This is a genomic window from Burkholderia glumae LMG 2196 = ATCC 33617, from assembly GCF_000960995.1.
GTDB classification, from domain to species: Bacteria; Pseudomonadota; Gammaproteobacteria; order Burkholderiales; family Burkholderiaceae; genus Burkholderia; species Burkholderia glumae.
In genome coordinates this window covers 2231545-2258218 of the sequence record NZ_CP009434.1, presented here as the reverse complement: position 1 = coordinate 2258218, position 26674 = coordinate 2231545, and the positions used below count along the sequence as shown (strand labels likewise).

Annotated in this window: 25 protein-coding genes and 2 pseudogenes; 19 read left to right on the top strand and 8 right to left on the bottom strand. The window is 67.8% G+C overall.

What is annotated here, in order from left to right; genetic code table 11:
• Nucleotides 1-70 precede the first annotated feature (70 nt).
• The 9 genes and pseudogenes from KS03_RS10280 to KS03_RS10240 all read left to right on the top strand — a co-directional run bounded on the left by KS03_RS10280 (nt 71) and on the right by KS03_RS10240 (nt 8633).
• Nucleotides 71-400, top strand: a complete 330-nt coding sequence (locus tag KS03_RS10280) for a DUF4148 domain-containing protein (RefSeq protein WP_012733581.1) — start codon at nt 71-73, stop codon at nt 398-400.
• 288 nt (nt 401-688) lie between these two features.
• On the top strand, nt 689-1000 hold the full coding sequence (locus KS03_RS10275; protein WP_012733582.1) for a cupin domain-containing protein: 312 nt from the start codon (nt 689-691) through the stop codon (nt 998-1000).
• A gap of 97 nt (nt 1001-1097) precedes the next feature.
• Nucleotides 1098-1877 (top strand): peptidoglycan DD-metalloendopeptidase family protein, encoded by a 780-nt coding sequence (locus KS03_RS10270; protein WP_012733583.1) that lies wholly within the window; start codon nt 1098-1100, stop codon nt 1875-1877.
• Between the two features lie 313 nt (nt 1878-2190).
• Nucleotides 2191-2727, top strand: coding sequence for a cytochrome b (locus KS03_RS10265; RefSeq protein ID WP_012733584.1), 537 nt, complete (start codon nt 2191-2193; stop codon nt 2725-2727).
• A gap of 461 nt (nt 2728-3188) precedes the next feature.
• Nucleotides 3189-4265, top strand: coding sequence for an alpha/beta hydrolase (locus KS03_RS10260; protein ID WP_012733585.1), 1077 nt, complete (start codon nt 3189-3191; stop codon nt 4263-4265).
• Nucleotides 4265-5323 (top strand): lipase secretion chaperone, encoded by a 1059-nt coding sequence (locus tag KS03_RS10255; protein ID WP_012733586.1) that lies wholly within the window; start codon nt 4265-4267, stop codon nt 5321-5323. Before KS03_RS10260 ends, KS03_RS10255 begins: the two co-directional genes overlap by 1 nt.
• Before the next feature lie 363 nt (nt 5324-5686).
• Nucleotides 5687-7036, top strand: a complete 1350-nt coding sequence (locus KS03_RS10250; protein WP_088499486.1) for an MFS transporter — start codon at nt 5687-5689, stop codon at nt 7034-7036.
• A gap of 124 nt (nt 7037-7160) precedes the next feature.
• Nucleotides 7161-7476 (top strand): annotated as a pseudogene (locus KS03_RS32745) (transposase); the annotation flags it as partial.
• A gap of 356 nt (nt 7477-7832) precedes the next feature.
• Nucleotides 7833-8633 (top strand): class I SAM-dependent methyltransferase, encoded by an 801-nt coding sequence (locus tag KS03_RS10240; RefSeq protein WP_012733589.1) that lies wholly within the window; start codon nt 7833-7835, stop codon nt 8631-8633.
• A 111-nt stretch (nt 8634-8744) separates the two neighbouring features.
• Here the strand turns inward: KS03_RS10240 and KS03_RS29825 are convergent.
• From KS03_RS29825 to KS03_RS10220, 4 genes and pseudogenes are all read right to left on the bottom strand, one after another.
• A pseudogene (locus KS03_RS29825) lies at nt 8745-9269 on the bottom strand (hypothetical protein).
• Nucleotides 9270-9386: 117 nt separating this feature from the next.
• The gene (locus KS03_RS10230; RefSeq protein WP_012733590.1) at nt 9387-10289 is read right to left on the bottom strand and encodes an SDR family oxidoreductase; all 903 of its coding nucleotides are present in this window, start codon (nt 10287-10289) and stop codon (nt 9387-9389) included.
• Nucleotides 10290-10821: 532 nt separating this feature from the next.
• Nucleotides 10822-11553, bottom strand: a complete 732-nt coding sequence (locus KS03_RS10225) for a LytR/AlgR family response regulator transcription factor (protein ID WP_012733591.1) — start codon at nt 11551-11553, stop codon at nt 10822-10824.
• A gap of 1 nt (nt 11554) precedes the next feature.
• A complete protein-coding gene (locus tag KS03_RS10220) occupies nt 11555-12628 on the bottom strand; it encodes a sensor histidine kinase (protein ID WP_012733592.1) in 1074 nt (357 codons plus the stop codon).
• A gap of 230 nt (nt 12629-12858) precedes the next feature.
• On the opposite strand from KS03_RS10220, the gene KS03_RS10215 reads away from it, so the two are divergent.
• The gene (locus KS03_RS10215) at nt 12859-13392 is read left to right on the top strand and encodes a hypothetical protein (RefSeq protein WP_012733593.1); all 534 of its coding nucleotides are present in this window, start codon (nt 12859-12861) and stop codon (nt 13390-13392) included.
• 189 nt (nt 13393-13581) lie between these two features.
• Here KS03_RS10215 and KS03_RS10210 read toward each other — a convergent pair whose 3' ends face one another.
• Genes KS03_RS10210 through KS03_RS10195 form a run of 4 tightly spaced genes read right to left on the bottom strand, consistent with a single transcriptional unit; the run spans nt 13582 to nt 17750 of the window.
• Nucleotides 13582-14844 carry a hypothetical protein gene (locus tag KS03_RS10210; RefSeq protein WP_012733594.1) on the bottom strand — a complete coding sequence of 421 codons (1263 nt, stop codon included), beginning with the start codon at nt 14842-14844 and terminating at the stop codon, nt 13582-13584.
• A 3-nt stretch (nt 14845-14847) separates the two neighbouring features.
• On the bottom strand, nt 14848-15633 hold the full coding sequence (locus tag KS03_RS10205; protein WP_012733595.1) for an outer membrane lipoprotein-sorting protein: 786 nt from the start codon (nt 15631-15633) through the stop codon (nt 14848-14850).
• A 15-nt stretch (nt 15634-15648) separates the two neighbouring features.
• Complete coding sequence (locus KS03_RS10200; RefSeq protein ID WP_012733596.1) at nt 15649-17046, bottom strand: ABC transporter permease; 1398 nt, start codon at nt 17044-17046, stop codon at nt 15649-15651.
• The gene (locus KS03_RS10195; protein WP_167343587.1) at nt 17043-17750 is read right to left on the bottom strand and encodes an ABC transporter ATP-binding protein; all 708 of its coding nucleotides are present in this window, start codon (nt 17748-17750) and stop codon (nt 17043-17045) included. Before KS03_RS10195 ends, KS03_RS10200 begins: the two co-directional genes overlap by 4 nt.
• 378 nt (nt 17751-18128) lie before the next feature.
• On the opposite strand from KS03_RS10195, the gene KS03_RS10190 reads away from it, so the two are divergent.
• The 9 genes from KS03_RS10190 to KS03_RS10150 all read left to right on the top strand — a co-directional run bounded on the left by KS03_RS10190 (nt 18129) and on the right by KS03_RS10150 (nt 26658).
• On the top strand, nt 18129-18578 hold the full coding sequence (locus KS03_RS10190; RefSeq protein ID WP_012733599.1) for a hypothetical protein: 450 nt from the start codon (nt 18129-18131) through the stop codon (nt 18576-18578).
• On the top strand, nt 18575-18946 hold the full coding sequence (locus tag KS03_RS10185; protein ID WP_012733600.1) for a hotdog fold domain-containing protein: 372 nt from the start codon (nt 18575-18577) through the stop codon (nt 18944-18946). Before KS03_RS10190 ends, KS03_RS10185 begins: the two co-directional genes overlap by 4 nt.
• Nucleotides 18943-19671 carry an SDR family NAD(P)-dependent oxidoreductase gene (locus tag KS03_RS10180; protein WP_012733601.1) on the top strand — a complete coding sequence of 243 codons (729 nt, stop codon included), beginning with the start codon at nt 18943-18945 and terminating at the stop codon, nt 19669-19671. Before KS03_RS10185 ends, KS03_RS10180 begins: the two co-directional genes overlap by 4 nt.
• Before the next feature lie 25 nt (nt 19672-19696).
• Entirely contained in the window at nt 19697-20053 is a 357-nt protein-coding gene (locus tag KS03_RS10175) for an acyl carrier protein (protein WP_012733602.1), read from the top strand.
• Nucleotides 20054-20145: 92 nt separating this feature from the next.
• Nucleotides 20146-21243 (top strand): beta-ketoacyl synthase N-terminal-like domain-containing protein, encoded by a 1098-nt coding sequence (locus KS03_RS10170; protein WP_012733603.1) that lies wholly within the window; start codon nt 20146-20148, stop codon nt 21241-21243.
• On the top strand, nt 21240-22514 hold the full coding sequence (locus tag KS03_RS10165) for a beta-ketoacyl-[acyl-carrier-protein] synthase family protein (RefSeq protein WP_012733604.1): 1275 nt from the start codon (nt 21240-21242) through the stop codon (nt 22512-22514). The genes KS03_RS10170 and KS03_RS10165 overlap by 4 nt, the downstream gene beginning before the upstream one ends.
• Nucleotides 22511-23977: a class I adenylate-forming enzyme family protein gene (locus KS03_RS10160; RefSeq protein WP_012733605.1), complete on the top strand. Its 1467-nt coding sequence runs from the start codon at nt 22511-22513 to the stop codon at nt 23975-23977. Before KS03_RS10165 ends, KS03_RS10160 begins: the two co-directional genes overlap by 4 nt.
• A gap of 25 nt (nt 23978-24002) precedes the next feature.
• Nucleotides 24003-25238: a phenylacetate--CoA ligase family protein gene (locus KS03_RS10155; RefSeq protein WP_012733606.1), complete on the top strand. Its 1236-nt coding sequence runs from the start codon at nt 24003-24005 to the stop codon at nt 25236-25238.
• Nucleotides 25231-26658 carry an MATE family efflux transporter gene (locus KS03_RS10150; RefSeq protein WP_012733607.1) on the top strand — a complete coding sequence of 476 codons (1428 nt, stop codon included), beginning with the start codon at nt 25231-25233 and terminating at the stop codon, nt 26656-26658. Before KS03_RS10155 ends, KS03_RS10150 begins: the two co-directional genes overlap by 8 nt.
• Nucleotides 26659-26674 lie beyond the last annotated feature (16 nt).

Here is a 26674-nt window from a genome sequence, read left to right as displayed (position 1 = left end):
TAGACTTCACATCACTCGCTGTTCACATGGTGTGGGCGGCGGAGCAAAAAAAGTCTCGGAGGTGAAAATCATGAAATCGCTGATCGCTACTGTTGCTGCTGCTACCGTCCTCGCCGTCCCGGCCGTGTCGTTCGCCCAACAATCGAACGGCCCGCTCACGCGCGCTCAAGTGAAGTCCGAACTGATCCAGCTGGAAAACGCCGGTTACAGCCCGAACGCGAACACCGTCAATTACCCGAACGACATCCAGGCGGCCGAAGCGCGGGTCCACCCGCAGCAGGACGGTGCCGTGGCCGACACCAGCGGTTACGGCGCCCAGCCGGCCGCCGGCGTCGAATCGGGCACGCCGTCGAAGGTCCGCCGCATCGCCGACGGTGCCCCGGTCTACAAGGGCCGCTGATCCAGCGAGCGCGGCAGGACATGCCGCCCAGGCACGCCGCCTGCTCATGAAGCATCGACGAGGCAGGCGGGGTGACGAGCGCCGGCCCGTGAGTTCCGCGAGGAATCACGGGCCGGCGCTTTTTCGTATGGCGAAATTCGTGCCGCATCGGCGGCAGGCGCGGCCTTGAATCGGGGCACGAAGGTTCCGCAATTCGCGCCGAGCGGGTACTATCCGACGGGCACGCAGCGGCCGGGCCGGGCCGCGCGGCGAGACAGCGGCGCCGGGCGCGCCGCGCCGGGATACGCCATGAAGCTGATTCGCAGCAAGACCTTTACCGCGTCGCGCGCCTGGGGCGCGCTCGATATCGCGAACATGCGCGGTATCACGACCCGGCTGCACTGGACCGACCAACCTTACATCTGGCATGTGAACGAAGGTGAGGAGGTGTTCGTCGTGCTCGACGGGCAAGTCGACATGCATTATCGCGATGCCGCCGGCGAGCACGTTGCCGTGCTCGATGCCGGCGACATCTTTCACGCCACGGTGGGCACCGAGCACGTCGCCCATCCGCGAGGAGAAGCCCGTATTCTCGTCGTGGAAACCGAAGGCAGCGTCTGACGGTCCCAGTCCTCGGGACCGGCCCGTATCGGGCCAGGCGGCGGGCGGCGTTGGCGATGCGCGGCCCGCCGCCGCGAAGCGAAACTAGGGAGGCAGCTTGAGAAGAACGATCTTCACCGAAACCACCACGTACCGTCGCGCCGTCTCGCGCGCGATCGGGCTTGCGGCCGGCGCGGCGCTCGTCGGCGGCTGCACGATGACGCCATGGACGGACAACTGGCAGCCGTCCCAGCAAGCGCAGCCGAGCCGCCAGTCGCAGGCGGGCGTGCTGGCCGGCTACTACCGCGTGAACCCCGGCGACACGCTGCCCGGCATCGCGGCGGGCTTCGGCCAGCGGGTGCAGGACCTGGCGAACTGGAACCACATCGCGTCCACCGACATGCTGACGCCGGGCCAGGTGCTGCGCGTCGCGCCGCCGCCCGGCACGACCGCGGTCACCTCGCCGGTGCCGGGCGGCACCTCGCCTTCGGCGTCGGCGCTGCCGGGCACGCCGCCCGCCGAGGCGCAGCCGATGCTGGCGTGGCCCGCGCAGGGCACCGTCACCTCGCGCTTCATCCCGGGCCGCACGCGCGGCATCACCATCACCTCCACCGGCGACAAGACCGTGCGCGCGGCGGCGGCGGGGCGCGTGGTCTATGCCGGCAACGGCGTGGCGAAGTACGGCCCGCTCGTGATCCTGAAGCACGAGAGCGGGCTGATTACCGCCTACGGCCACAACGGCAGGCTGCTCGTGAACGACGGTGACGCCGTCAGCGCCGGCCAGCCCGTCGCCGAGATGCAGACCGATGCGGACGGCCGCTCCTCGTTCGACTTCGAGGTGCGCCAGGACGGCAAGCCCGTCGATCCGATGACGTTCCTGCCGCGCAACGGCGGCTGAGGCCGCCGGCCCGCAGGCGGCGCGCTCCCGGCCCGGGAGGCGCCGCGTTGCACCGGACGCCGCGCGCGATGCGCGGCGTTTTTGTTTGCTGCGGCGGGCGGCCGGCGCGGCGTTTGCCGCGGGACGGCGGCAGCCGGCGCGCCGCCGCCGTGCCGGCCGCGCCACGATTTGACTGCTGGCATGGCTGCGCGGCGGCGCGGATGCGCCAGTCGTGCGGCGCGCCCGGTACAATCGCACCGCGGCAGCCGGCGGACCACCGGCGCCGACACACGCGTCCCATTCATCCTACCAATACCTGCTCGCCGACGCCCCGATGAAGAATATCCTCGCGACCCAGCCGCGCTATAACCGTCCCGCGATCGCCTTCCACTGGCTGATCGTCCTGCTCGTCGCGCTCGCCTATCTGGCGATCGAGATCCGCGGCCCGAAGGGCACCGACAGCCGCACGTTCTGGACCAGCGTGCATTTCGCCGCCGGCACGCTGGTGCTGACGCTGTCGATCCTGCGCGTGCTGTGGCGCTTCTCGTCGCGCCGGCCTGACCCGCTGCCGCAGCCGTTCGTGCTCGCGCTGCTCGCGAAACTCGCGCATCTCATGCTGTACCTGTTCACGCTCGGCCAGCCGCTGCTCGGCATCGCGTTCGTCAACATGGGCGGCCACCCCGTGGAGATCACGCCGCTGCATCTGTCGTTTACGCTGTTCGGCCCGAACCCGGCCCTGCGCGGGCCGCTGAAGGAAACCCACGAGTGGCTCGGCAACGCGTTCTACTATGTGATCGCACTGCACGCGCTGGCCGCGCTCTGGCATCACTTCGTGAAGCGCGACGCGACGCTGCGCCGGATCCTGCCCTGAGCCCGCGCGCGCCGCACGCGCGCCCCGGCTCCCCCGAAGCCGTCCTGTCGCCACCCGGAACGCGGGCGGGTGGGGCGCGGCGCAGCCCTCGCGCTGCACTGCAATATGCCTCGCGCCGCATCATGACGATTCGCGATGCAATCGCCGCGAAACGGCGCGATTGTTGCGTCCGCAACCGGCTCGGCACCGTGCCTGCGCGGCCCGCTCGCGGCACGTCATCCACCGAATCGATGGCGCCGGCTTGCGCGCTGCAGCATCCGCCCCGTCGCGCGCCCACCCGCCGCCCGCATGCGGCCTTGTCCATCGAATAGAGACGCCCATCTAAACGAACGTCTGATTGCGGACAGGAGCCGCGCCGTCATGCTTCACTCCACACTTGCTGCGCGAGCGTGACGGCTGATGACACGGCACGGCGTGGCGTGGCATCCCGATCGACGTAACCGATAACGATGGAGATAAACATGGTCAGATCGATGCGTTCCAGACTGGTGGCGAAGGCGGTGGCATGGGCATTGGGGGCGATGCCGCTGGCCGGCGTGGCAGGCTTGACGATGGCCGCGTCGCCCGCGGCCGTCGCGGCGGACACCTACGCGGCGACGCGTTATCCGGTGATTCTCGTCCACGGCCTCACGGGCACCGACAAGTACGCGAATGTGCTGGACTACTGGTACGGAATCCAGAGCGATCTGGAATCGCACGGCGCGAAGGTGTACGTGGCGAACCTGTCCGGGTTCCAGAGCGACGACGGCCCGAACGGGCGCGGCGAGCAGTTGCTCGCCTACGTGAAGCAGGTGCTCGCGGCCACCGGCGCGACCAAGGTGAATCTGATCGGCCACAGCCAGGGCGGCCTGACCTCGCGCTATGTCGCCGCTGTCGCGCCGCAACTGGTGGCGTCGGTGACGACGATCGGCACGCCGCATCGCGGCTCCGAGTTCGCCGACTTCGTGCAGGACGTGCTGAAGGTCGATCCGACCGGGCTTTCGTCGAAGGTGATCGCCGGCTTCGTCAACGTGTTCGGCACGCTCGTCAGCAGCTCGCACAATCCCAACCAGGACGCGCTGGCGGCGCTGAAGACGCTGACCACCGCGCAGGCCGCCGTCTACAACCGGAACTTCCCGAGCGCGGGCCTGGGCGCGCCCGGCTCGTGCCAGACCGGCGCGGCGACCGAAACCGTCGGCGGTAACCAGCATCTGCTCTATTCGTGGGGCGGTACGGCGATCCAGCCGACCTCGACCGTGCTCGGCGTGACCGGCGCGAGCGACACCAGCACCGGCCTGATCGACGCCGCGAACGTGGCCGACCCGTCCACGCTGGTGTTGCTCGCCACCGGCACGGTGATGATCAATCGCGCCTCGGGGCAGAACGACGGGCTGGTCTCGCGGTGCAGCTCGCTGTTCGGGCAGGTGATCAGCACCAGCTATCACTGGAACCATCTCGACGAGATCAACCAGCTGCTCGGCGTGCGCGGCGCCAACGCGGAAGACCCGCTTGCGGTGATCCGCACCCATGTGAACCGGCTCAAGCTGCAGGGCGTGTGATGGCGACGGGCGATCGTGCGGCGCGCGGCGGGCGATCCGCGTGGCCGAGGCGCGGTGCGTCGTTCGCGCTGGCCGCGGCCGTCGCGGTCGCCTCGTGTGCCGCGATCGCGCTGTGGCTGCGGCCTGCCGGCCCCGCCCCCGCGCCGGCCGCGGCGGGCGCGGCCGCCCCGGCCGGCCGGCCCGGCACGGCGAGCGGCGCGGCCGATGCCGCCGCGCCGTTGCCGGTGGCGCTGCCTGCCACGCTGGCCGGCTCGAATGCGCCGCGCCTGCCGCTCGGCGCCGACGGCCGGCTCGCGAGAACCCGTGCGGTGCGCGACTTCTTCGACTATTGCCTGACCGCGCAAGGCGACCTGACGCCCGCCGCGCTCGACGTGCTGGTGCGGCGCGAGATTGCCGCGCAGCTCGACGGCAGCCCCGCCCAGGCCGAGGCGCTCGACGTGTGGCGGCGCTATCGCGCCTATTTCGACGCGCTCGGCAAATTGCCCGGTGACAACGCGGTGCTCGGCGACAAGCTCGATCCGACCGCCATGCAGTTCGCGCTCGACCAGCGCGCGGCGCTGGCCGATCGCACGCTCGGCGAGTGGGCCGGGCCCTTCTTCGGCGACGAGCAGCGCCGGCAGCGCCACGACCTCGAACGGCTCCGGATCGCCAACGACGCCTCGCTGAGCCCCGAGCAGAAGGCTGCGCGGCTGGCCGCGCTCGATGCGCAGCTGACGCCGGGGGAGCGCGCCCAGCAGGCGGCGCTGCAGGCGCAGCAGGACGCGGTGAAGAAGATCGCCGACTTGCAGAAGGCCGGCGCGACGCCGGACCAGATGCGTGCGCAGATCGCGCAGACGCTCGGGCCGGAAGCGGCCGCGCGCGCCGCGCAACTGCAGCAGGACGACGATGCCTGGCAGAGCCGCTATCGCGCCTACGCGGCCGAGCGCGACCGGATCGCCGCGCAGGGGCTCGCGCCGCAGGATCGCGACGCGCGGATTGCGCAGCTCAGGCAGCAGACCTTCAAGGCGCCGGGCGAGGCGATCCGCGCGGCGTCGCTCGATCGCGGCGCGGGCGGCTAGGGGCCACGCCGCGCCGGAGGCCCGTTCGCGGCGCTCGAACGGGGTGGGGCGGCGGCGGTGCCGCTGCAGCGCCGGTGGTGTGCCGAGATGGCGCCTGTGACAGCGTGCGGACGGCGTGCCCACATCGTGCTTGCTGTTGCCTTTCCACCCGCTTGCAGCGGCGCCGCGAGCGAGCAAGAATCACGACGCTCTGCAACAATGCGGGGGCGGCGGCGCGTTTGACGATCGGGATCGGTACAAACGCGCCGGCGCGTCGTTCCATTCCGCGGTGCGTCTCCCGCACCGCCCGTCCCGCCGAGTCCTGCCTTGTCCGAAACTGCCCACGCCGGCCGCGCCGCGGAGCCGGCGTTCAACTGGCGGGCGATGACCGCGATCCTGCTATCGGTCGCGCTCGCCACGCTCGATACCGCGATCGCGAACACCGCGCTGCCCGCGATCGCCGCCGACCTCTACACGGCGCCCGCCGCCTCGGTGTGGATCATCAACGCCTACCAGCTCGCGATGGTCGCCACGCTGCTGCCGCTCGCCGCGCTCGGCGACATTCTCGGGCATCGCCGCGTCTATATCGGCGGCCTGATCGTGTTCACCGCCGCCTCGCTCGCCTGCTCGCTCGTCAGCACGCTGCCGATGCTGACCGCCGCGCGGATCGTGCAGGGCCTGGGCGCCGCCGCGATCATGAGCGTCAACGCCGCGCTGATCCGCTGCCTCTATCCCGCCCACCGGCTCGGCGCCGGGCTCGGCCTCAACGCGCTGATCGTCGGCGTGTCGTTCGCGGTGGGGCCGACCGTGGCCTCGGTGATCCTGTCGGTGGCCGCGTGGCCCTGGCTGTTCGCCGTGAACGTGCCGCTCGGGATCGCCGCGCTAGCGGTGGCGATCCCGTCGCTGCCGCAGACGCCGCGCGGCAGCCATGGCTTCGATCCGCTGGCGGCCGCCTTCAACGTGATCACGTTCGCGGCGCTGATCTTCGCGCTCGGCGAGGCCGCGCAGCGCGGGCCGTTGGCGCTGAGCCTCGGCGCGGCCGGCGTCGCGCTCGGGTTCGGCTGGCTGCTGGTGCGGCGCGAAGCGGGGCATGCCGCGCCGATGCTGCCGGTGGATCTGTTCCGGCGGCCGGTGTTCACGCTGTCGGCGGTCACGGCGGTGTGCTCGTTCGCGGCGCAGGGGCTCGCGTTCGTTTCGCTGCCGTTCTACTTCGAGGACGTCCTGCACCGCAGCGCGGTGGAGACGGGCTTCCTGATGACGCCGTGGTCGGTGGTGGTCGCGCTCGCGGCGCCTGTGGCCGGGCGGCTGTCGGATCGCTATCCGCCCGGCTTGCTCGGGGCGGTGGGGCTGGCCGTGCTGGCGGTGGGGATGGGCTTGCTGGCGGGGCTGCCGGCGTATCCGCAGGTGGCCGACATCGTCTGGCGGATGGCGCTGTGCGGGGCCGGGTTCGGGTTCTTTCAATCGCCAAACCTGAAGGCGCTGATGGCGAGCGCGCCGCCCGAGCGCAGCGGCGGGGCGAGCGGGATCATCGCCACGGCGCGGCTGATCGGGCAGGCGACGGGGGCCGCGCTGGTGGCGCTGTGCTTCGGGATCGCCGGGCGGCACGGACCGACGCTGGCGTTGGCGCTGGGAGCCGGGTTCTCGGCGGCGGCGAGCGTGGCGAGCGGGTTGCGGTTGTTTGCGCCTTCGCATCGGTCGGGGAAGGCGGTGGGGGCGCAGCGGGCGGGCAAGTGAGCGCGCGCGGCGAGCGGTTGGCGATCGGTTCGATTCGCGCCTTGCCGGGACGCCTCATGCTGTAGTGGCCTAATGAATCCGGACACTGATTTAGGCGAGCATGGTCGCCACGAAGAAGTGTCCGATGAGCAAGCAACGACTTACGTTTTCCCCGGAGTTCAAACAGCAAGCCGCCTGTCTGGTGCTCGACCAGGGCGATAGCCATCTGGAAGCAAGCCGCTCGGTCGGCGTCGGCGAGACGGTGCTGCGCCGCTGGGTGCAGCAACTTCAGATGGAGCGCCAGGGCGTCGCTCCGAAGGGCAAGGCAATCACACCGGATCAACAGCGTATTCAGGAACTCGAGGCGCGTCTCGAACGCCTCGAACGTGAGAAGGCCATTTTAAAAAATGGCTACCGCACTCTTGATGTCGGAAGGCATCGAACGTACGAGGTCATCGATCAGATTGGCGCAGGCGAATCGGTCGAGCTGATCTGCGCGGTATTGGACGTGCCGCGGTCCCGCCTGTATGCCCACCGAGGGCGAGCCCGACGCGTTGACACCGATCGCCCGCGCATTGCTTATAATGCTGTTCTGCCACCAAAAATCGAAAGGTGTTTCGAATGAATGAGTAATGCCTGGATGCCATGCATCTTGACCACTCGCTGCCTCATGCGCGAGCCGCATTGCTTATTCATTTCGATTATTCTGCTCCCGGCCTCCGCTCCACGAGAGGGCGCCGCAGTCCGGTGACGCGGAATTGTGCATGCGGCACGTGTATCGACGGGCAATTTCTCCAGCCATTCGAAGGAAAGCACGATGCCCGACTTGCCGATCCACGAGTTCAATATTTTCGACCATAACCGCATGGCGTGGGATCGCCAGGCGAAAAGCCGCTGTGAATGGTCCCAACCCGTCAGCGCCGACGTGATCGCCGCGGCTCGCCGCGGCGATTGGAGCGTTCATTTGACACCCGGCCCCCTTCCGCCAGATTGGCTTACCGACGTCCGCGGACAGCGAATTCTATGTCTGGCTTCTGCTGGTGGTCAGCAAGCCCCCATTCTTGCGGCCGCTGGCGCCGAAGTGACTGTCTTCGACGCATCGGCCATGCAACTCGCACAGGACGAATGGGTCGCACGCCGAGACGGCCTGGCCTTGAATATCGCACAAGGCGATATGTGCGATCTGTCCGACTTTGAAGATGAATCGTTCGACATCGTCATTCACCCGATCTCCAACCTGTATGTTCCGGACGTGCGGCCAGTGTGGCACGAGTGTTTCAGGGTACTGCGCGCGCGGGGCGGGCGATTGCTGAGCAGCTTCTTTAATCCGGTCGTGTTCGTTGCCGATCGAGATCCGGAGTTGGCAGAGCAAGGCTTGATCCGGCCGCGCTTCAAAATTCCCTACGCGGATGTACGCGACCTGACGCCAGCGGAGCTTGCTCTGAAGCGGGCCGAGGGAGCGCTGGTGTTCGGCCATAGCTTGAGCGAACAGATTGGAGGGCAGCTTGAGGCCGGATTTTTGCTCAAAGGATTTTACGAAGATGAACAGCCGAAACCTCGATTCGTCATCGACAACTTCCTTCCGACATTTTTGGCGACGTTAGCACTTAAATGCTAAGGCATCAGGGCGAAGCGATCACTGAAGAGGCAAAGCGGCGCGGAGCCGCCGGATTAGGCGTAGAGTTCGCGACCGGACCTGACGGTTGCCCGTTCCGACGGTGCGTGACTGTCAGATCGGATTCAGCTGGCGCACTTTTTCACGCCATACCTCCTTGCCCGCGATGAGCGTTTGCAGAGCCGTGCGGCCACAAAGCTTACCTTGACGGGGACGCTCGCCGTTGTAGTAGGGCAGCCAGGCATCGAGATCGACCTGTAGTTCGTTCATAGTCAGGTACCGCTGATAATCGTGCTTCTTTCCAGCGCGGCTACCTCGTCGCCGCTCAGCACGATGCCTTTTGCAGCGGCCTGCTTCTCCAGCGCCACGAGCCTCGGCTTGAAGGACGACAACGCGTGACGCAGCCAGATCGAACCAGCGCCGGCGGAATTCGTTGCCGACCCGAACCTGCCCGTGCGCGGGCTGCGCGACGGCATAGGCCGGAACGGCGATTTCCGTCGCTTTATCGACGTGATTCTTGGGATTGGGTTTGCGCCGATTGTCGAACAGCGTGCAGGCTTTCGACACGCTGCCCGGCTCGATGGCCAGTTTCAGCAGACCGATCTCGTGGCGGACGACATGTGGGTCGAGACTACTCACGGGGCCAGTTCCTGGCCCTTGCGCGCTGCTTCGATGAAGCTTCGCACCTCTATCAAAACGGGCAACCGCACCGCTTGGCAAGGCCTTGCTGTCAGATCAAGTCCGTACTTCTGTCCATCACACCGGCGGCGGCCTCGTTTGAGTCAATGTTTCCGCTACGTGCCACAGCCGAATGGAATCCGCGCGCTTGGCGGAGTGAGGTTGTTCGATAATATGTGAGTTCCCGATGAGCAGAAATCGTGGGCCGTAGAATGCGCCCTGCGTGGCTGTCGGCTCCAGCGCCGCTTGCAAGAGCGAATCAGTGGCCCACTCCACGCTCATGGACGGTACAAGCTTGAACAATAGCCTCTTGCGGGTTGAATCAGTTCCCAGGTTCGGGCCGCTTGTCTGTAGATTGGTGCGCGCATGGCCCGGATGGGCGCTCGTACTGAGCAAGGGCCAGCGACGTTCGTGTGCAATTTCTGCCAATCGATTTGCCAGCAACAGGCAGGCCAGCTTGGACTGCGCATACGCGGCCATGGGCTTGTACGACCTTTCACCTTGAAGATCGTCGAAATTGATTTTGGCTCCGATCGCGGCGCTGCTTGTCATCGTGGTGACGCGCGGCGACTTCGCTTCGAGCAAGAGCGGCAACAGAAGATTGGTCAGTGCAAAGTGACCGAGGAAATTCGTCGCAAACTGTAGCTCGAATCCGTCGGAACTCAGTACGCGCCTCGGAGGCATCATGACGCCGGCGTTGTTCACGAGCAGGTCGAGGGGACGCCCTTCCTCGAGCAACTGGGTGGCAAACTCCCTCACGCTCGCGAGGCTGGAGAGATCCATCATGCGAACCTCAATCGAGGCGCCTGGAAACTGCTCCTGCAAATCCCGACGCGCAGCATCGCCCTTCGACTCGCTGCGGACCGCCATCACGAGGTCGGCACCAGCCGCCGCCAATCGCCTGGCCGCCTCCCTGCCCGTGCCGCTATTGGCGCCGGTAATGACGACCCGGCGCCCCCGCTGATCAAGAACTTCATACATCCGGGCCTCTCCTATGAGTTGATTCGGCTGCCCAGGTATCGTCGCAAGCCCTTGCCTGGAACCTATAGCGTGGCACTGCCGGGGCAGCGGCGGCCTAGCCGCAGACCTTTCCACGCAGGCACGGCATCGATGGTCTCGTTTGGCATGACGTTCCAGGGGAGGCATGGCGTGTTGAGCAGGCCGTCGGCCAGTGTGAGGGCGGGGCGCGCAAGACGTCGTCAGCAAACCGTGGCGCAGCGCATACGGCGCATCGGCACCGAAGCCGAGGCGGGAGCGGCGCGTGGGTGGCAGCTCGCAGACAGGGACCCAAGAGCGCAACGCCGGGCAGCAAAGCAGGTTCAGCCGAATCCGCAGCGGCTTTCGGATGACGTACACCGCATAGTGTAGTTTGCTCGAGAAAAAAGTAAACCCGGCGGTGTAAATTTTCGTACCCTCATCCAGCAGTTGTCCGCCCGGAAGTGGCCGCGAAAATTCGTCGAGCGCACATGGCGCAGCCTCAATGACGAGAAAGCCTGCCTGACGCCCCGATTGTTCACATCTGTTTGAAAAGCCCCGCACATGCGCGGCTGACCGGCAAAACGTCGCCGCTGCCGCGCAAATGGATGCGTTGGCGGCCAAGCAAGTCTCGCTCGATATGGTCGATCGCGGCATAGGCGACGATCACGCCGCGATGCACTTGCGCAAAACGCGCACTGTCGAGCCGCGGGAGCATTTCCTTGAGGGGCGTGCGAATGACGTGACGCTCGCTCGCAGTCACGACCTCCGTGTATTTGTCTGCCGCCTGGAAATACAGCACCTCGTCCACCGAGACGAGCCGGGTCGTGTCCCGTAGGCCAACGGTTAGCCAGCGGATGGGCGCGGCGTCGCGCTGCTCCGGCACGCTCGTCAGCAGCGCGGTGTGGGTGGGGGCAGGGCCGCCGCGCTGCAGCTTGACGATGCAGCGCAGCAGTCGGTCGTCGGTGACGGGTTTCAGCAGATAGTCGATTGCCGACTGGTCGAATGCCTGAACCGCATACTCGTCGTAGGACGTCACGAAGACGACGTGTATGTGCGGCACGAGGCTGGCGATTTTCAGCCCGTCGACACCCGGCATCCGGATGTCGAGGAAGGCGAAATCGGGGCGCTTCGCATTCAGCTCCGCGAGCGCGTCCACGCCGTTGCGCGGCATCCCGACGATCTCCAGCTCGGGCCACAGCGTGCCGAGGCGCGCGGCGAGCTCGGCGGACAGGTTCGGTTCGTCGTCGGCGATCAGTGCTGTCGGCATATCAGGTAATCGGGATCTGCAAGGTTGCGGTCACGCCGCGTCTGGCGTCGGCATTCGTGCCAACCGATACGCGGCCGCGCTCGCCGTAGAGGCTGATCATCCGCGCGCGAACGTTCGCGAGCCCCACGCCGCCGTGCAGCTTGGTGCCGCCATTGCCGAGCCCCACGCCGGTGTCGCTCACGCTCAGCACCAGCAGGTCACCGTCGCGCGTTCCGCGGATGTTCACCTCGCCACCGTCGACGGAAGGCTCGATGCCGTGCAGCAAGGCGTTCTCGACGAGAGGCTGCAGCAGCAGGGGCGACAGGGGCAGGGCCCGCAGTGCATCCGGCACGGCGATCGCATACCGCAGGCGTTCCTGGCCCAGCCGGATCGTCGCGATCTTCAGCAGCGCCTCGACCAGTTCCAGTTCTTCGCCCAGCGTGGCGATGGCCCTGCGCGTGCGGCCGAGGCTTGCGCGCAGATAGCGGTTCAGGCTGTCGAGCATCGTCGTGGCGCGGGCGGGGTCGCGCTCGATCAGGCTCTGCACGTTCGCCAGCGTATTGAACAGGAAATGTGGCTCGATCTGGGCCTGCAGCAGGGCGAGCCGGGCGGCGGTTTCGGCCTGGCGCGCCTCGGCGGCCTCGCGCCGCTGCGTTTCGAGCGACGTGCGCATGCGTGCGGCCTGTACGAACACCGAGACGAACGCGCAGGCGGCGCCGGCGACCACGAACGACGAGCCGTAGGCCAGCCAGACCTTGACGCCGGCATGCCCGATCAGGTGCGGAACGTGCCCGGTGGTGGAGGCCGCGACCTCGAAACCGATGAACACGCTGGCGGGCGCGACGATCAGAATCTTCGGCACCAAGGCGAGTTTGCCGCGCACGAGCCTGTCGATTCCTGCGCTGAGCAGCGTCGCACTGAAACCGATGCCGTTCGCGACGATCAGGTACGGTAACAGTGCCTCGTGTTGCCGCGTCGCCCAGAAGATCAGTCCGATCGCCGAATTGAAACAGAACAGCCCCAGCAGCGAGCGGCCCCGAGGCACGGGGCCGATTTGCGGTTCCGACGACAGGAAGGCGAGCAGCTTGCTTGGCATGGCAGCGAGCGGGGGCGGGTTGCGCAGATGGTAGCTCAATTCGCGACGGCGTTGCTATCGGCGGTCGACCGTGACAGGCCTGCGCCGGCGACCGCGGACGTTCAGCGGACCCGAGGGCCGTTCGTCGCTCGATTTCCACCGTTTATCGCAAAGCGCGGCGCGTGGTCCGGCCCGCCGCTATAGTCGCTGGCATCTCCGCCCGTTGCGGCGCTTCCGAATAGGTGCTTTCCATGCCACATTTCCCTACCTACATTTACGTGTTGTTCTGCGTGCTCGTGTATATCGGCGTGAAGCGCTGCTTCGCGCGCGAAGTCCGACCTTGGCGTCCGATCCTGTTTCCGGCCGTGTTCGTCGGCCTCGGTCTGTCGAGCCTCCACCACCTGTTCCCGCGGGCCGGCGCCGATGCGTACATGGCAGGCCTCGCCATGCTCGCGTGCGGCGCGGCAGGCGGATGGATCCACGCGAGTCGCTGGCACCTGCGGTTCAGGACGGAGCCGGAAGGCATGCTGGTGCGCCTGCCGGGCGACGGCAGCCTGCTGGTCACGCTGCTGCTCACGTTCGTTGCCGAAACGTTCATTCATTACGCGATTGCGACCTCGCGGCCGTGGGCGGCCACCGGCGCTTTCGCGGCCCTGTCGTTCGCGGTTTGGGGCGGGCTGGTCGGTATGCCGCTCGGACGTGCGGTCAACGTGCTGACGCGCTGCATCCGTCATGCGAACGGCGTGTCGGTGGAGGACGGCAGCTCCGCGCTCGAGTCGCGCTGAGCGAGGTCGAGCCGCCGGCGGGAGCGCCCGCCGGGTTGCATTCCGATTCCCGCGCGCCTTGCGCTCCCGCCGCCCCGGCCCACATGATCGAGGCCGCGGGACACCACATCGCCTTGCCGGTCCGCAGCAGCGTGCCGGGCGCGTCCCGCACGACGCGCGCCGACGGCTGGCTGCCCGCCGCTTCCCTGTTCAAAAGAAGAACGTCGCGATCGCCTGCACGATCTCGCCTTGCGCCTGTGCGCCATACACGCTGTGCTGCGAGCCGTGACTGCTTTGCCATTGCACGGCGAAATCGGTACGCGGCCAGTGATAGCGCCCTTCGAGCCACATGAAGTAGCTGTGGTCGTCGAGGTTGTAGCGTGCCATCGCCGTCAGGTCCAGATGCTCGACGAACACGTCGGGCATCGATGCATAGGCGAACAACGAGCGGCGCGTCATCAGCTCCTGCGCCAGGCTCGCCGCGTCACGATAGCGCCAGTATTGCGCCGGGTCGCGCTGCAGCACGCGCCATGCGGCAGCGCTCGCGCTGGCGCCGTCGTAGTCGTACTCGAGCGTCAGTGACAGTTTGTTCGCGAAGGTATGGGTGACGCCGGTTGCCAGCTTCGAGGTCCAGGATGGCGCGGCCGCTGCGAAATCCTCGACCGCGCTGCCGCGGCCGATCGCATATTCGAGGAATCCGACCGTCGCGTCGCCGAATAGCGTGGTGGCGTTGACGCCCAATTGAGGTGCGATGCCTTCTCCGCCGTACAGCAGCCATTGCGGCGAGAAGCTGCCGAACAGCCGTTGCGACCCACTCAGCATGTAGCGGGTGCGCGCGTTGGTTGCACCGAGATCGGGGTTGAAGCTGGCCTGGCTGGGCCGCGTCGCGAGCCGCGGCGCCACCAGGGCAGTCATCGAGCCGCCGCTCCACAGCAGTTGCCCGCGCGCCATCACGCTGCCGAGCCGGTTCTCGCGCAGGCTCTCGGGGTCGATCGACACGACCGAGCGTAGCGCGCCGGCCTTGAAGAAGTCCGTGGGATTGAAGCCCGACGCGACGCCTTCGCGCAGGTTCACGCGGCCGACATCGATGATCGCGCTCGGACCCGCCTGCCAGCTCACGTAGGCCTGCTTCAGCGTGTCCACGGCGTTGTACTGCGAGGTGCCCGCGCGCCATCCCGCATCGACGCGATTCGACACGATCGCCCGCCAGTTGCCGGAGGTGCGGTCGTACGACAGCGTGTTCGACACGCGCGCGTTGTCGTTGAGCGTCACCGGCCCGGCCTGGCTCGCTGCCGTGTAGTTCGCGGCGGCGGCCTCGAACGTACCGTGCCAGTTGCTTGGCGTCATGGGCGGTGCGGTTGCCGCATCGGCGAGCCGCAGCGCGTCGCTGTCGGCGTCGTCGGCCGCCAGCGCGGCCTGCGCGGCTGCGAAGCCAGCCGCGCAGACGAGCGCCGCGAGCCGGGATCGTGCCATCGTCTAGTCGGCCTTGAAGCGGGACAGGTACGCGCGCTGCAGCCACGCATCCGGAATGTCGCGCCACGCGTAGTCGGCATAGCGCATCACCGTGACCCAGCCCGGATCGAGCCCGTCGATGATGACGGTTTCCGTCGGCCGCGCCGCGCCCAGTTGCTCCTGGTAGTGCCGGTAGTACGCGATTTTCAGCACGCTGCCGCTGGCCGCGAAGAAGCGCGCCTTGACCGGCCGCTTCGTGTCGCTGGCGATCCACAGGTCGATCGCATGGTAGGTGACATCCGGCGAGCGTGCCGTCAGGTGCAGCCGGTAGCAGGACCGGGTCTGGTGCTCGCCGTCCAGCACATTCTCCTCGCCTGCGAGCGACGCGTCGTAGTCGTTCGCCCAGTTGACGGTCACCACGTCTCCGTTGGCGGCCTGGCCGAGCAGGCGCTGCTGCGGTGAGATCCGGACGCTTGCCTGGCTCGACGGATCGTAGAACCACAGATCGTTGCCGTTCTTCAGCATCAGCTTGTTGGCGTCGCGGGCCGGGGCGACGAACTGCACCAGCGTGCGGAACTGGCCGCTTGCCGGATCGGCCTTGGAGTAGATCTTCAGCACCTCGGCGTCCGTCTGCTGTCCGTTGCGAAATTCGAGCAGCGTCGTCGTCAGGCCGAATGGCTTGTCGGGGTTGCGCACCGCGTCGCTTTGGGCGAGCAGCTGCTGCGCCGACGGGCCGCTCGCCGCGGCCGCGCTGGCGGCGAGCGCGAGCAGCAGCGCGGCGGCGCGCATGATCCGGATCGGGAATGTCATGTTGAAGGCTCCAGGTCAGGCGAAGCGCAAGGCCTCGACGATCGGCAGGCGGGCGGCACGGTGCGCGGGCAGCCAGGCCGAGAGCGTCGCCACCACCGTCACGCCGAGTGCGTAGCGCGCGATCATCCCGAACTCGCCCCATACGCGTACCGACAGGGCGACCGGATCGGTCTGCCCGGGCGGCGTCCAGTGCAGGCCGGCGCGGTTGATCGCGACTCCCGCCGCGAGTGCGAGCACGGTGCCCGCGGCGGCGCCGCAGATGCCGAGCAGGCACCCTTCGCAGACGAACAGCCGGCGAATGCCGGCGTCGCGCAGACCGAGTGCGCGCAGCGTGCCGATCTCGTGGGTGCGCTCCATCACGGCCATGTTCATCGTGTTGCCGACCGTGAACAGCACGATCGTGGCGATCAAGATGGCGATGAAGCCGAAGATCGCGCCGAACATACCGGTGACCTGCCCGTACTGCGGATTCAGCGTCGCGAAGCCGAGCACCTCGAGCGGCTCGCCCGCGAGCCGGGTGCGCAGCAGCGTCTGGATGCGCGCGCGCGCGGCCGGCAGATCGGCCGTGTGCTTCAGCTGCACGACGATGGACGTCACCTTCGCACTCGGGCCGCTGCCGTAGACGAGCTGCTGCGCCTGCGCAAGACGCATCTGCACGAACATGTCGTCGATCTGCTTGACGCCTTGCTTCTGCGCCGCGATCACCGACAGATCGGCGACGTTCGGCGCGCCGTACGCATTCGAGGTCAGCAGTTCGAGGCGGGCGGGCCCGCCGCCGTGCTTGGGCTTCGCGGCGGCCTCGGCCTGCGACAGCGAGGCGATGTCGGCAGGCAGTTCCGACGTGCCGGCCGGGGCGGCCGGCACCGGATCGCGGCATGCGGGTACCCGCAGCGCGTCGCACAGGCGCAGCACGCGCGCGACGCCGGTGCCGATCACCACGGCATTCGCGGCGCTGCCGGTCAGCGCGAGGGGTGTCGCGCGATCGGCGAAACCATAGTCGTTCCACTGGCGCATCCGGTTCTGGTCGGCCACCACGATCCCGCTGCCCGAGACGGTGCGCGAGACGCCCGCCGCGAAGTTGCCGGCGATGCCGTTGACGGTCAGCACCGGCGTCACCACCGTCACCTCGCGCGCCAGCTCGGGATCGCCGCGCACGGTATCCATGACCTTCCGGTAGTCGTCGATCCCGTAGGAGACAGGGTCGCCGCTGCCGTACAGGAAATAGTCGCGGTGCTGGATCTGCAGATGGCCGCCCTGGCGCACGTAGCTGGTCTGGAGGCCGTAATTGATGTTGCGCGCATAGCCGCCGAACAGCAGGATCGCGGTCAGGCCGACGATCATCGCCAGCAGCGTGGTGGACGAGCGGCGGCGGTTGCGCAACAGGTTGCGGAAGGCGAGCACCCAGACGCTCATTGGCAGGCCTCCTCGTGCAGCGCGGTCGGGCGGGTCGCGACGACGCGCCCGTCGCTGATCGTCGCGACATCGTCCGCGGCCGCGATCACCTGCGGGTCGTGCGACGAAAACACGAACGAGGTCGCGCGTTCGCGCTGCATGGTGCGCATCAGCGCGATGATGGCCGCGCCCGTCGCGCTGTCCAGGTTGGCCGTCGGTTCGTCGGCCAGCACCAGCGCCGGCTCGGTGACGAGCGCGCGCGCGATCGCCACGCGCTGCTGCTGGCCGCCCGACAACTGGCCGGGCCGGCGATTCGCCTTGTCGCCCATGCCGACGGCGTCGAGCAGCGCGAGTGCCCGTTCGCGTCGCCGCGCGCGGGCGACGCCCAGCAGGGTCAGCGGATATTCGACGTTCTCGACCGCGCTGAACACGGGCAGCAGGTTGAACGACTGGAACACGAAGCCGACGTGCCGCGCGCGGAAATCGGCGAGTGCATTCTCGCGCATCGCGTCGATGCGCTCGCCCGCGACCGTGATCGCGCCGCGCGTCGGGCGATCGATGCCGCCGAGCAGGTTGAGCAAGGTCGTCTTGCCGCTACCGGACGGCCCTGACAGCACCGTGAAGCGGTTCGAGACAATCTCGAGCGAGGCGTCTTCGGCCGCGGCAACCGCGAGCGGGCCGGTTCCATAGGTTTTCGTGACATGACTCAAGCTGGCCGCCAACACGGACACCTCCCAGGGTATGCGATCGATGCCGCCACCTTAGCCGCAACCGCGCACGCATATCGCGCAGTGCGACGAACGGCGGAACGCGCGGACGAACGGCATTCCTCCGCGACGAACGGCGGCCGTCGGTAAGCACCGTTGCGCACCGGCGCGGCGAGCCGTTTGCGGCCCGCCGCAGGCAGTCTCCCGGCGTTGCATTCCATCGGCGCCATGCGCGGTTCGTCGTCCGTTTCTGCAATTGGTCGCATGATCGTTTCTTTGCGCGACGAATCGATACACTCGCAGCCGATCAGCAGCCGATCCGCACGACATCGGCCGATGTGAGAGCCGTCACCGGGGTGCGAGAAGCCGAAAACACAGACATAACAAGGCAAAAAAATGCGACATATCAGGTTTGAGAGGGGGGGCGAGGCGGCGCAGCCTGGCTTTCTTGCCCTTTGTCGAGTGGTCCGGGATCCGTCCGATCCCGCGCGTTTCGCGGGCGATGTCGATCCGCGGCGGTATCGCGACTGGGCGAGTGCCGGTCCGGCGTTGCTCGTCATCGAGGCGCTGCATCAGTTCGCGGTCAAGGCGTCGCGCACGATGCACGGCGCGCCGGCCCTGATGGTGCCCGCGCAGTTGCGCGAACTGACGCTGCACCGCGTAGACGGCTATCCGAGGCTGGCGCTGGCCGGCACGGTCGCGAAGCACGGCGACGGCTACCGGGTCGAGGTGGCGGCCCGCGATGCCGATGCCAGCAGCTGTCCGCCCGTCGCGTCGGGGACCGTGTTCGTCGCCTTGATGCCGGCCGGCAGGCCCGCATCGGCCGTGCCGGGAGAACGATCATGATGCCCGCCACCGCACTGCCGGCGGCGGCGATCCGCGGCGATCAGTTCGGCGTGATCGAGGTGGCGCAGGCCGCACCGCTCTTCGACGAGCACTTCGAGCAGTTTCCGGTGCTGCCCGGCTCGTTCAGCCTCAGCCTGGCGATCGCGATGCTGTTCGATGCGCTCGGCATCGCGGCACGCCGGCCGGTGCCGGCGCTGACGCTCCGCAAGGTCAGCTTCATTTGCCCGGTACGGCCGGGCGAGCGCCTGACCGCGCGGCTGCGGCGCTTGCAGCAGGACGGCACGCGCACCACCGCGCACGTCGAGCTGCGGGATGCAAACGGCCGGGGCGTGATGGACGGCATCCTCAGCTGGGAGCACGACGCATGACGAAGCTCGCCATCGTGACGGGCGGCACCCGCGGGATCGGGCGCGCGATCGTCGACGCGCTGATCGCCGACGGCCACGCCGTGTACTTCACCTACCGATCGAATCCGGAACTGGCCGACGCGCTGGAGCGCGCGCATGACGGCGCGGCGCGCGGCTTTCGGGTCGACGGCGGCGACTGGAACGCCGTGCAGGCGTTCGCCGACCACGTCAATGCCGAAGCGGCCGTCGAGGTGCTCGTGAACAACGCGGGCATCAACGACGACGCGCTGCTGATCGGCCGTCCGTTTTCGCGCTACTGGGAAACGCTGCGGATCAACCTCGGCGCGACCATGGCGTTCTGCCACGCGTTCGGCGAAGGCATGCAGTCGCGCCGGCGAGGCGCGATCGTCAACGTGTCGTCGATCGCTGCGCGCAAGCCCAAGACCGGCAACGGCGCATACGGTGCGTCGAAGGCGGCGATCGAGCGCTTCACCAAAACGCTGGCACTCGAGATGGCGCGCTTCGGCGTGCGCGTCAACGCGGTCGCGCCGGGGTTCGTGCGCTCCGACCTGTTCGAGCGCTTTCTCGCTGCGCAGGACGCGGCGGCGTTCTACCGCCAGATTCCGATGCGCAAGATCCTCGAGCCCGAGCAGGTTGCGCGCGCGGTCCTGCTGCTCGCGAACGGCGCGCTCGAAACGACCGGCAGCGTCGTCGATCTCGGCAATGGCGAGAACATCAGTGGCTGACCCAGTGACTCAAGGAGAGTGGATCATGAAGGAAGACATCAAGAACATCGTCGCGCAAATCCTCTATCTGAGCGGCCCCGAACAGGTGGCCGACTCCGCGTCGCTGTTCCGCGAGCTGAACATGAGCTCGATCGACTACGTCGATCTTTGCTACGAGCTCAAGGACAAGGTGGACAAGCGCATCAGCCTCGAAAACCTCTGGCCGTTCAACCGCATGCTGCTCGATCCGCAATGCCACACCGGCACCGAGTGGACCGATGCCGGCTGGCGGCAGGTATGCGACGTGATGAGCTGGAACGGCCACGAGAAATGCAGCCTGCAGGCGCTCTACGAGCACTTCACCGTGAACTACATCGAGCGCCGCATCGCGCAGTTCAGCTGACCCGCGTTCGGCCCGCGGCACAGGAACGTCGCGCCACGCGGCGCGGCGCCGTGCGGCCGCCCGTTTTCGACTCACGTGAATGGGGATTTGCCATGTCGTACATCACCGGCCTGGGCATCGCGACGGCCGCTTTTCCCGACATCGCGTCGCTGCTGGACGTCGACTTCGCCGCGCGCGCGACGCTCGCGCCTGCCGCGAAGCCGGGCGACTACGTGCGCGGCAACCTGCCGTTTCCGCTCGTGCAGCGCATGGCGCGCGAGGATCGTTCGCTGCTCAATCCCAGTTCGCGTCTCGCGCTGCAGGTGGCCGCCGAGGCATTCGACGCCGCATCGGCCGGCCGGCCCTACACGAGCGAGGAGCGCGAGCGGTTCGCGGTATTCACGGGCGTCGAGGGCGAGGACGCGACGATGGCCGTGCTCACGCCGCTGCACGCGCGTCACGGCCTCGACGCCTGCGGCTACCTCGGCGAAGTCAAGGCCGACCTGAATCCACTGGATATGCTGCGTCTGCTGACCACCAACGCGCTGTACCAGATATCGAAACTGTTCGCGCTGCGTGGCGAAGGCTATCCGCTGCAACGAATGTCGTTGACCAGCCTGTGCGCGCTCGAGGAGGCGCACCGGCAGATCGAGGGCGGCGCGATCGAGCGCGCCGTCATCGCGGCCGTCGGCGACATGACCTCGGCCGACAACGTCGCGGCATTCGAGAAGATGGGCCTGTTGCGGACCAGCTCGCACCCGGTCGGCATCGTTCCCGCGTTCGGAGCCGTCGCCGCCGTCGTCGAGCGCACGCCGCGCGGCGGGGGCCGGCCCTGCGCGCAGGTGCTCGACGTTCATTCGCTTTACAAGCCGGACACCTCGGTGTCGAGTGCGGACTGGTCGCGGCTGTTCGCGCGGTTTCCCGACCAGGGCGCGCTTGGCGTGCCGCACGTCGTGCTCTATCAGAACGGCGAGCCGTCGCTGGCCAAGGCGGAGCGCAACGCCGTGCTGCATGCCTGGCCGAACGCCGTCATGCACGCTTACAAGCCGTATGTAGGCTATACCGGGCGGGCGAACAATCTGATCGACCTGGTTCTCGCGATCGCGGATCCGGCCATTCCGATCGGCGCGGCCGTGCTGGTCAACGGCATCGGCGTGTCGTCGGGCCTCGGTGCGATCCTGGTTCGCAAGCTGAGCGGGGTGGGGCGATGAAGCTGCGATCGGACGCAATCGTCATCAGCGCATTCGGCGCTGTCACACCACTCGGCGGCAGCTACGACGAACTGCATGCCGCGCTCCGCGAAGGCCGCTCCGGCATTCGCCGGATCGAGAAGTTCGATTGCTCGACCTACACGACCGAACACGCGGGCGTGCCCGACGAGGGCAACGAGCGCGTGCGCTGGCCTTCCGCGCGGCGGGTCGGCACCGAGCAGCTGTATGGCGAGCTCGCGGCGGCGCGGCTGCTCGCGCAGGCGCCGTTCGTTGCGCGCGACTACGCGCCGGAGCGCATCGGCTGCCTGGTCGGCGTCGACGCGCCGGCCACCGACGTGCAGAGCGCGCTCGAGCTCGTCGACAAGCTCAAGGATGAAAAATCACGCGACGCGCTGATTCGCGTGCTGGTTTCGCACATGCGGATGAGCGAGTTCGTGAGTGGCGATGCGACCGCCGTGTTCGGCGCGATTCATCGCCATATTCCGTTCAGCGGTTGCGCGCTCGCACACGTGGGCTTGTGCTCCGCGTCGCTGCAGGCGATCGGCATGGGCATGCTCGCGCTGCGTCAGGGGCGCATCGACGCGGCCATCGTCGGCGGCGTGTCGGGCAAGGTCAATCCGCTCAATCTCGCGCGGCTCGAATCGCTCGACGTGATCTCGACCGACCTGAAGCTCGACCCTCGGCACCGTTCGCGGCCGTTCGACACGCGCCGCTCCGGCTTCGTGCTCGCGGAAGGCGCGGTGCTGTTCCTGATCGAGCGCGAGTCGGCCGTCCGTGCCCGGGGCGATACGCCGCTTGGGCGGGTGGCCGGCTACGGAGCGAGCCTGGCCGCCGAGCACATCGTGATTCCCCACCTGCAGTCGCTCGAGATGCGGCTCGCGATGCAGCGCGCCCTCGCCGATGCGGGATGCGCGCCCGGCGATATCGACTACATCAACGCGCACGGGACGTCGACGGTGCTCAACGACAAGCACGAATCGGAGGCGATCCGCGCGATCTTCCCCATGCAGCCCCGGATTCCCGTTACCGCCAACAAATCGCAGCACGGGCACCTGATCGCGACGGCCGGCGCGATGGAGGTGCTGAACACCGTAATCGGACTGCGGGAACGCTTCATCCCGGCGACTATCAACCTCGACGAGCAGGCGCAGGAGTGCCCCGTGAACGTCGTCCGCGCGCCGATGCCCAGCCATGCGCGGCGCGTGCTCAAGAACTCGTTCGGCATGGGCGGTCTCGCGGCTTCGCTCGTGCTGGAAGGAGCGGCCGCATGAAGTTCACTTCGCTGCTGGCCCGGGAGGCGAACTGGCATCTCGTCGTGAACGGGACGCGCCTGAGGGCGGAAGACCTGCGCGCACGGCTGAGGGCCGCGCGCCGCGCGCTGGGCCCGCTGGAGCCGCACCTGCTCGGGCGCGGCTGTTTGATCGCGGTCGGCTTCTCGGGGTTCGACTACTTCCTGTTCACGCTGCTCGCCTCGGCACTCGGCTGCCGGGTCGTCCTGTGCGACCCGAAGATGCTGTCCGCCGCGCTGCGCCAGTACCGGCTGGATGCGCTCGCGGTGGTCGCGCCCCGGTCGATCGCGTGCCACGGGCTGCCGGTCGTCGTGCTCGACCCTGCGCTGGCCGAAGCGGAAGCGCCGGGGGACGACGGGTTCGCGTGGCCGCGCGCCGACGTGCCACGCGCGCAGATCGTCTTCATGACGTCGGGCACCACGAGTGCGCCGAAGCTGGTCGTCTACGACGAAGCGCAGCTCGTCGAGAATGCGCTGGCGGTAGGCCGCTATCTGGAGGTGCGGCCCGGCGACGGCGTGCTCTGCATGTTCCCCACCCACTACATGTACGGCTTCTCGACGATCATGAGCGGCCTGCTGGCCGGCGCGACCGTCTGGCTCGAACGGGCGTCGCTGACCGCGCACGAGGTGCTCGGCTACCTGGGCGGCGGCCGGATCCGCTTCGTGCCTTTGATCCGCAGCATTGCCGAGCGCGTGTGTGATCTGGCCGAGGCGACGCCGGGCATGAGGTTCGACGGAATCGTCGTGCTCAACGCATCCGATCGCATCTATGCGGCACAGGTGCGCCGCCTGCTCGCGCTCGGCGCCTGCCTGTGGAACAACTTCGGCCAGACCGAGTCGGGGCCGCGGATCTTCGCGCTGCCGCTCACGCCAGCCGATCTGCCGCATGTCGCGTCGTACTGCTTCGAGGGAGTGCTCGCGCCGGGCCGCCCGATCGACCCGAGCATCTGCCTGTCGATCGTCGATGCGCAGGGCCGGCCGTGCGCACCCGGCGAACCCGGTCATCTGCTTTACCGCACGCCTTACGCGATGCAAGGCTATCTGCAGCCGGACGGCAGCCTGCGGCAGTTCACGCCGCTGGAATCCGGCGATCTCGTGTTCCGACGCGACGACGGCGTCGTGTTCTGGGTCGGCCGGCGCGACGAGACGGTCAAGTGCAACGGCCGGCTAATCAACGTCAGCCTGCTGCACCAGCATTTCGATGCGTTCGACGACATCGCGAAAAGCTATTTCCTCGCCGATCCGCAGACCGGCGCGCTGACGGTGTTCGTCGTGCCGGGCCGGGTGCCGGCTGGTACCGAAGTGGATTTCAAGTCGCGCATCCTGAGCCGCTACCGGGCCGCGTTCCCGCTGTATCCGCGCATCGCCGACGTGCTGTTTGTCGACGATCTTCCGGTCACCAGCACCGGAAAGATCTCATTGCGTCTGTTGCGCGAAAGCGCGTGACCGAAGCCCGAACCTGGAGCCTATGATGTCCGACCGCACGACTCGCTTCGATGCATCCACCGTGAGCGAAGCGCTTTCGTACGATGCCCGCTACGCGCATGAGCTGCCGACCGGCGTGGCCAGCTATGCGGCGTTCCGCGAGCTGGTGGCGATCGAGACCGCCGACGACCTGAAGCGGCGCGTGCTGGACCGTCTCGATCACGCGGGCCTTGCCGGCGCGACGTTCTACACCACGTCGGGCACGAGCGGCGAGGTCAAGCTGCTGCTCAACGCGCCCTCGCGCAAGCGGCCCGACACCACCTATGGCCGTTCGCTCGCGAATGCGCTGGCGGGAACCGCGATCGCGCCGACCGACCGCGTCGCGAACCTGTTTACCGCCGGCGGCTTTTCCACGCTGTACGACGGCGTGAACCGCCTGCTCGAAGCGATCGGCGCGAATGTCCTGCCGATCGGGCGGCTCGACGCCTACGGCGCCGATTTGCCCGCGATGCTGGACCTTATCGGCCGCGCCCGCCCCAACGTTCTGGTCGGCACGCCGACGAGCGTGCTGCAGTGCCTTCGGCTGCTCGACGCGCACGGCATCGATCTCGATGTCGCGAAGATTCTCTACACCGGCGAGGCATTCTCCGAGCGCAAGCGCGCGATCGTGCGGCAGCGCTGGCGCGATGCCGCCTTCTTCGGGCTGTACGGCACCACCGAAACGGGCTTCCTCGGCTATCACACGCCGCGCTGCGCGCAGGGACATTACCACGTGTTCGACGAGTGGTTTTTCCTCGAGGAGGAAGACGGGCAACTGCTCGTGACCAGCCGTGCGAATCCTGGCCTCGCGATGCTGCGCTACCGGATCGGCGATCGCGTGCGCATCGGGCCGTCGGTGTGCTGCACGTGCGGCGAGGGCGGCTCGGTGGTCGTGCTGCAGGGCCGGGCGGATCAGCGCTTCAAGTTCGCGGGCAACCTGGTCAGCGCCGAACTGCTCGCGCAGCGGCTGGCGGCGTGCGCCGGCCGGCCGCTCGATTGTCAGTTTCAGCTGCATGCCGACGCGCTCGGGCGCGACTGCCTTACCGTCGCGCTGGACCTCGACGAGGACGAACTCGCGCCGCTCGCGTCACGGCTGGCCGCTGCGCTGCTCGAGATCGAGGATCTGCGCGAATGCGTCGACAAGGGTGAGGGGCGTCTCATGGTGCTCGGCCGCGATGCATTGCGCTTTTCGGCGCGCCAGAAGCTGCCGCGCCTGATCGACGAGAGGCACGCCCATGTCTGACGATCGCGCCACGGCCGCGCCGGGCGCGCCGGCTTCGACACCTGCGTCGCGGGCCGACCGGATGCGACAGTTCGCGGCCGAGGTGCGCGCGACATGGGTGATGCTCTATCCGATGGTGCTGTCGTCGATTTTCGGCTACTGCATGACGCTGTTCGATTATCGCTGGATTCGCGATCTGCCGGCGGAGGACATGGCGCTGCTGGCGCTCGTCAACGGCAGCGTGGCGATCTTCCTGTTCCTGCTCGGCAAGAGCTTCGAGGAGTCGTTCGTGGCGATATTCGCCAAGGCGCCGCGCGAGGAGCAGGGCCGGCTGTTCGTGCAGAGCCTGATATTCGCGGGCGGGACCGGCGTGCTGGTGGTGCTGGTGCTGATCGGTACGCGGGCACCCTTGATGACGTTCATTTCCGGCGGCCAGTTCCATGGCGAGCGCATGTTCGGCTACTACGCGCTGGTGATAGGCAGCTTTCCGCTCACGCTGCTCAGCACGGCGCTTTCCGCCGCGATGCGCACCTACGGCGACACCAAGTCACCCGCGCGCATCAGCATTACATGCGGCGTGGTCAACAACGTCCTCGATCCGCTGCTCGTGTTCGGGCTGTTCGGCCAGCATCCGTCGCTGCAGTTGTTCGGCCTCGCGCTGACCTCGTGGATCACCAAGAGCCTGTATCTGGGCTGGTGCGTCCGGTGCATCCGTCCGCGGCTGCGCCGCGAGCAGGTCGTGCTGCCGCGTCCCGGCGTGGAGTGGCCGACACAAGGACGGCTGCTGCGCATCTTCCTGCCTTCGGCTGCGCTCGAGGCGCTGACCTTTCTTGCGAATACGGCGGTCTACTCGCTGATCGCCCGCTACGGCGTGCGCGCCATCGGCGGGTACGGAATCGGCTTCGAGCTGATGACGATCGGATTCATCCTCATCAAAGGTTTGAGCATGGTGTTCATGATCCGGATCGGTCACCTCGTGCGCAGCCGGGCACCGTCCCGTGCCGCACTGCAGTCGGTGATGCTGCTCGGCGTGCTGTTCACCGCGGCGATCAGTGCCGTGTTCTTCCTGCTGCGTTCGCTCGCGCTGCACTTTCTCGCGTCCGACGCCGGCGTGATCGCGGTCGCGACTGCGCTGCTCGACTACGTCCCGCTCTTCGTCTTCAGCTATCTGCTGACGAACCTCGTGACAGGCTGCTTCCAGGTTCTCGAGCGCCCGGCGCCCGCGATGGCGCTCGGGCTGTTCTTTTCCTGGGTCGTCACGCCGGGCGCGATCTACCTGGGCGTCATGCACCATCTCGCGCTCACGCAATTGTTCGCGCTGCTCGCGGGCGTGAGCGTGGTGCGCCAGGCCGTGTACCTGAGACTGTTCCTGCGGCTCATGCGCAGGCTTGGCAACGCGCCGGCCGCGCGCCCGGCCGGCGCGCCCGCCGCCGCCGGATGATTCCACGACCGTTGTA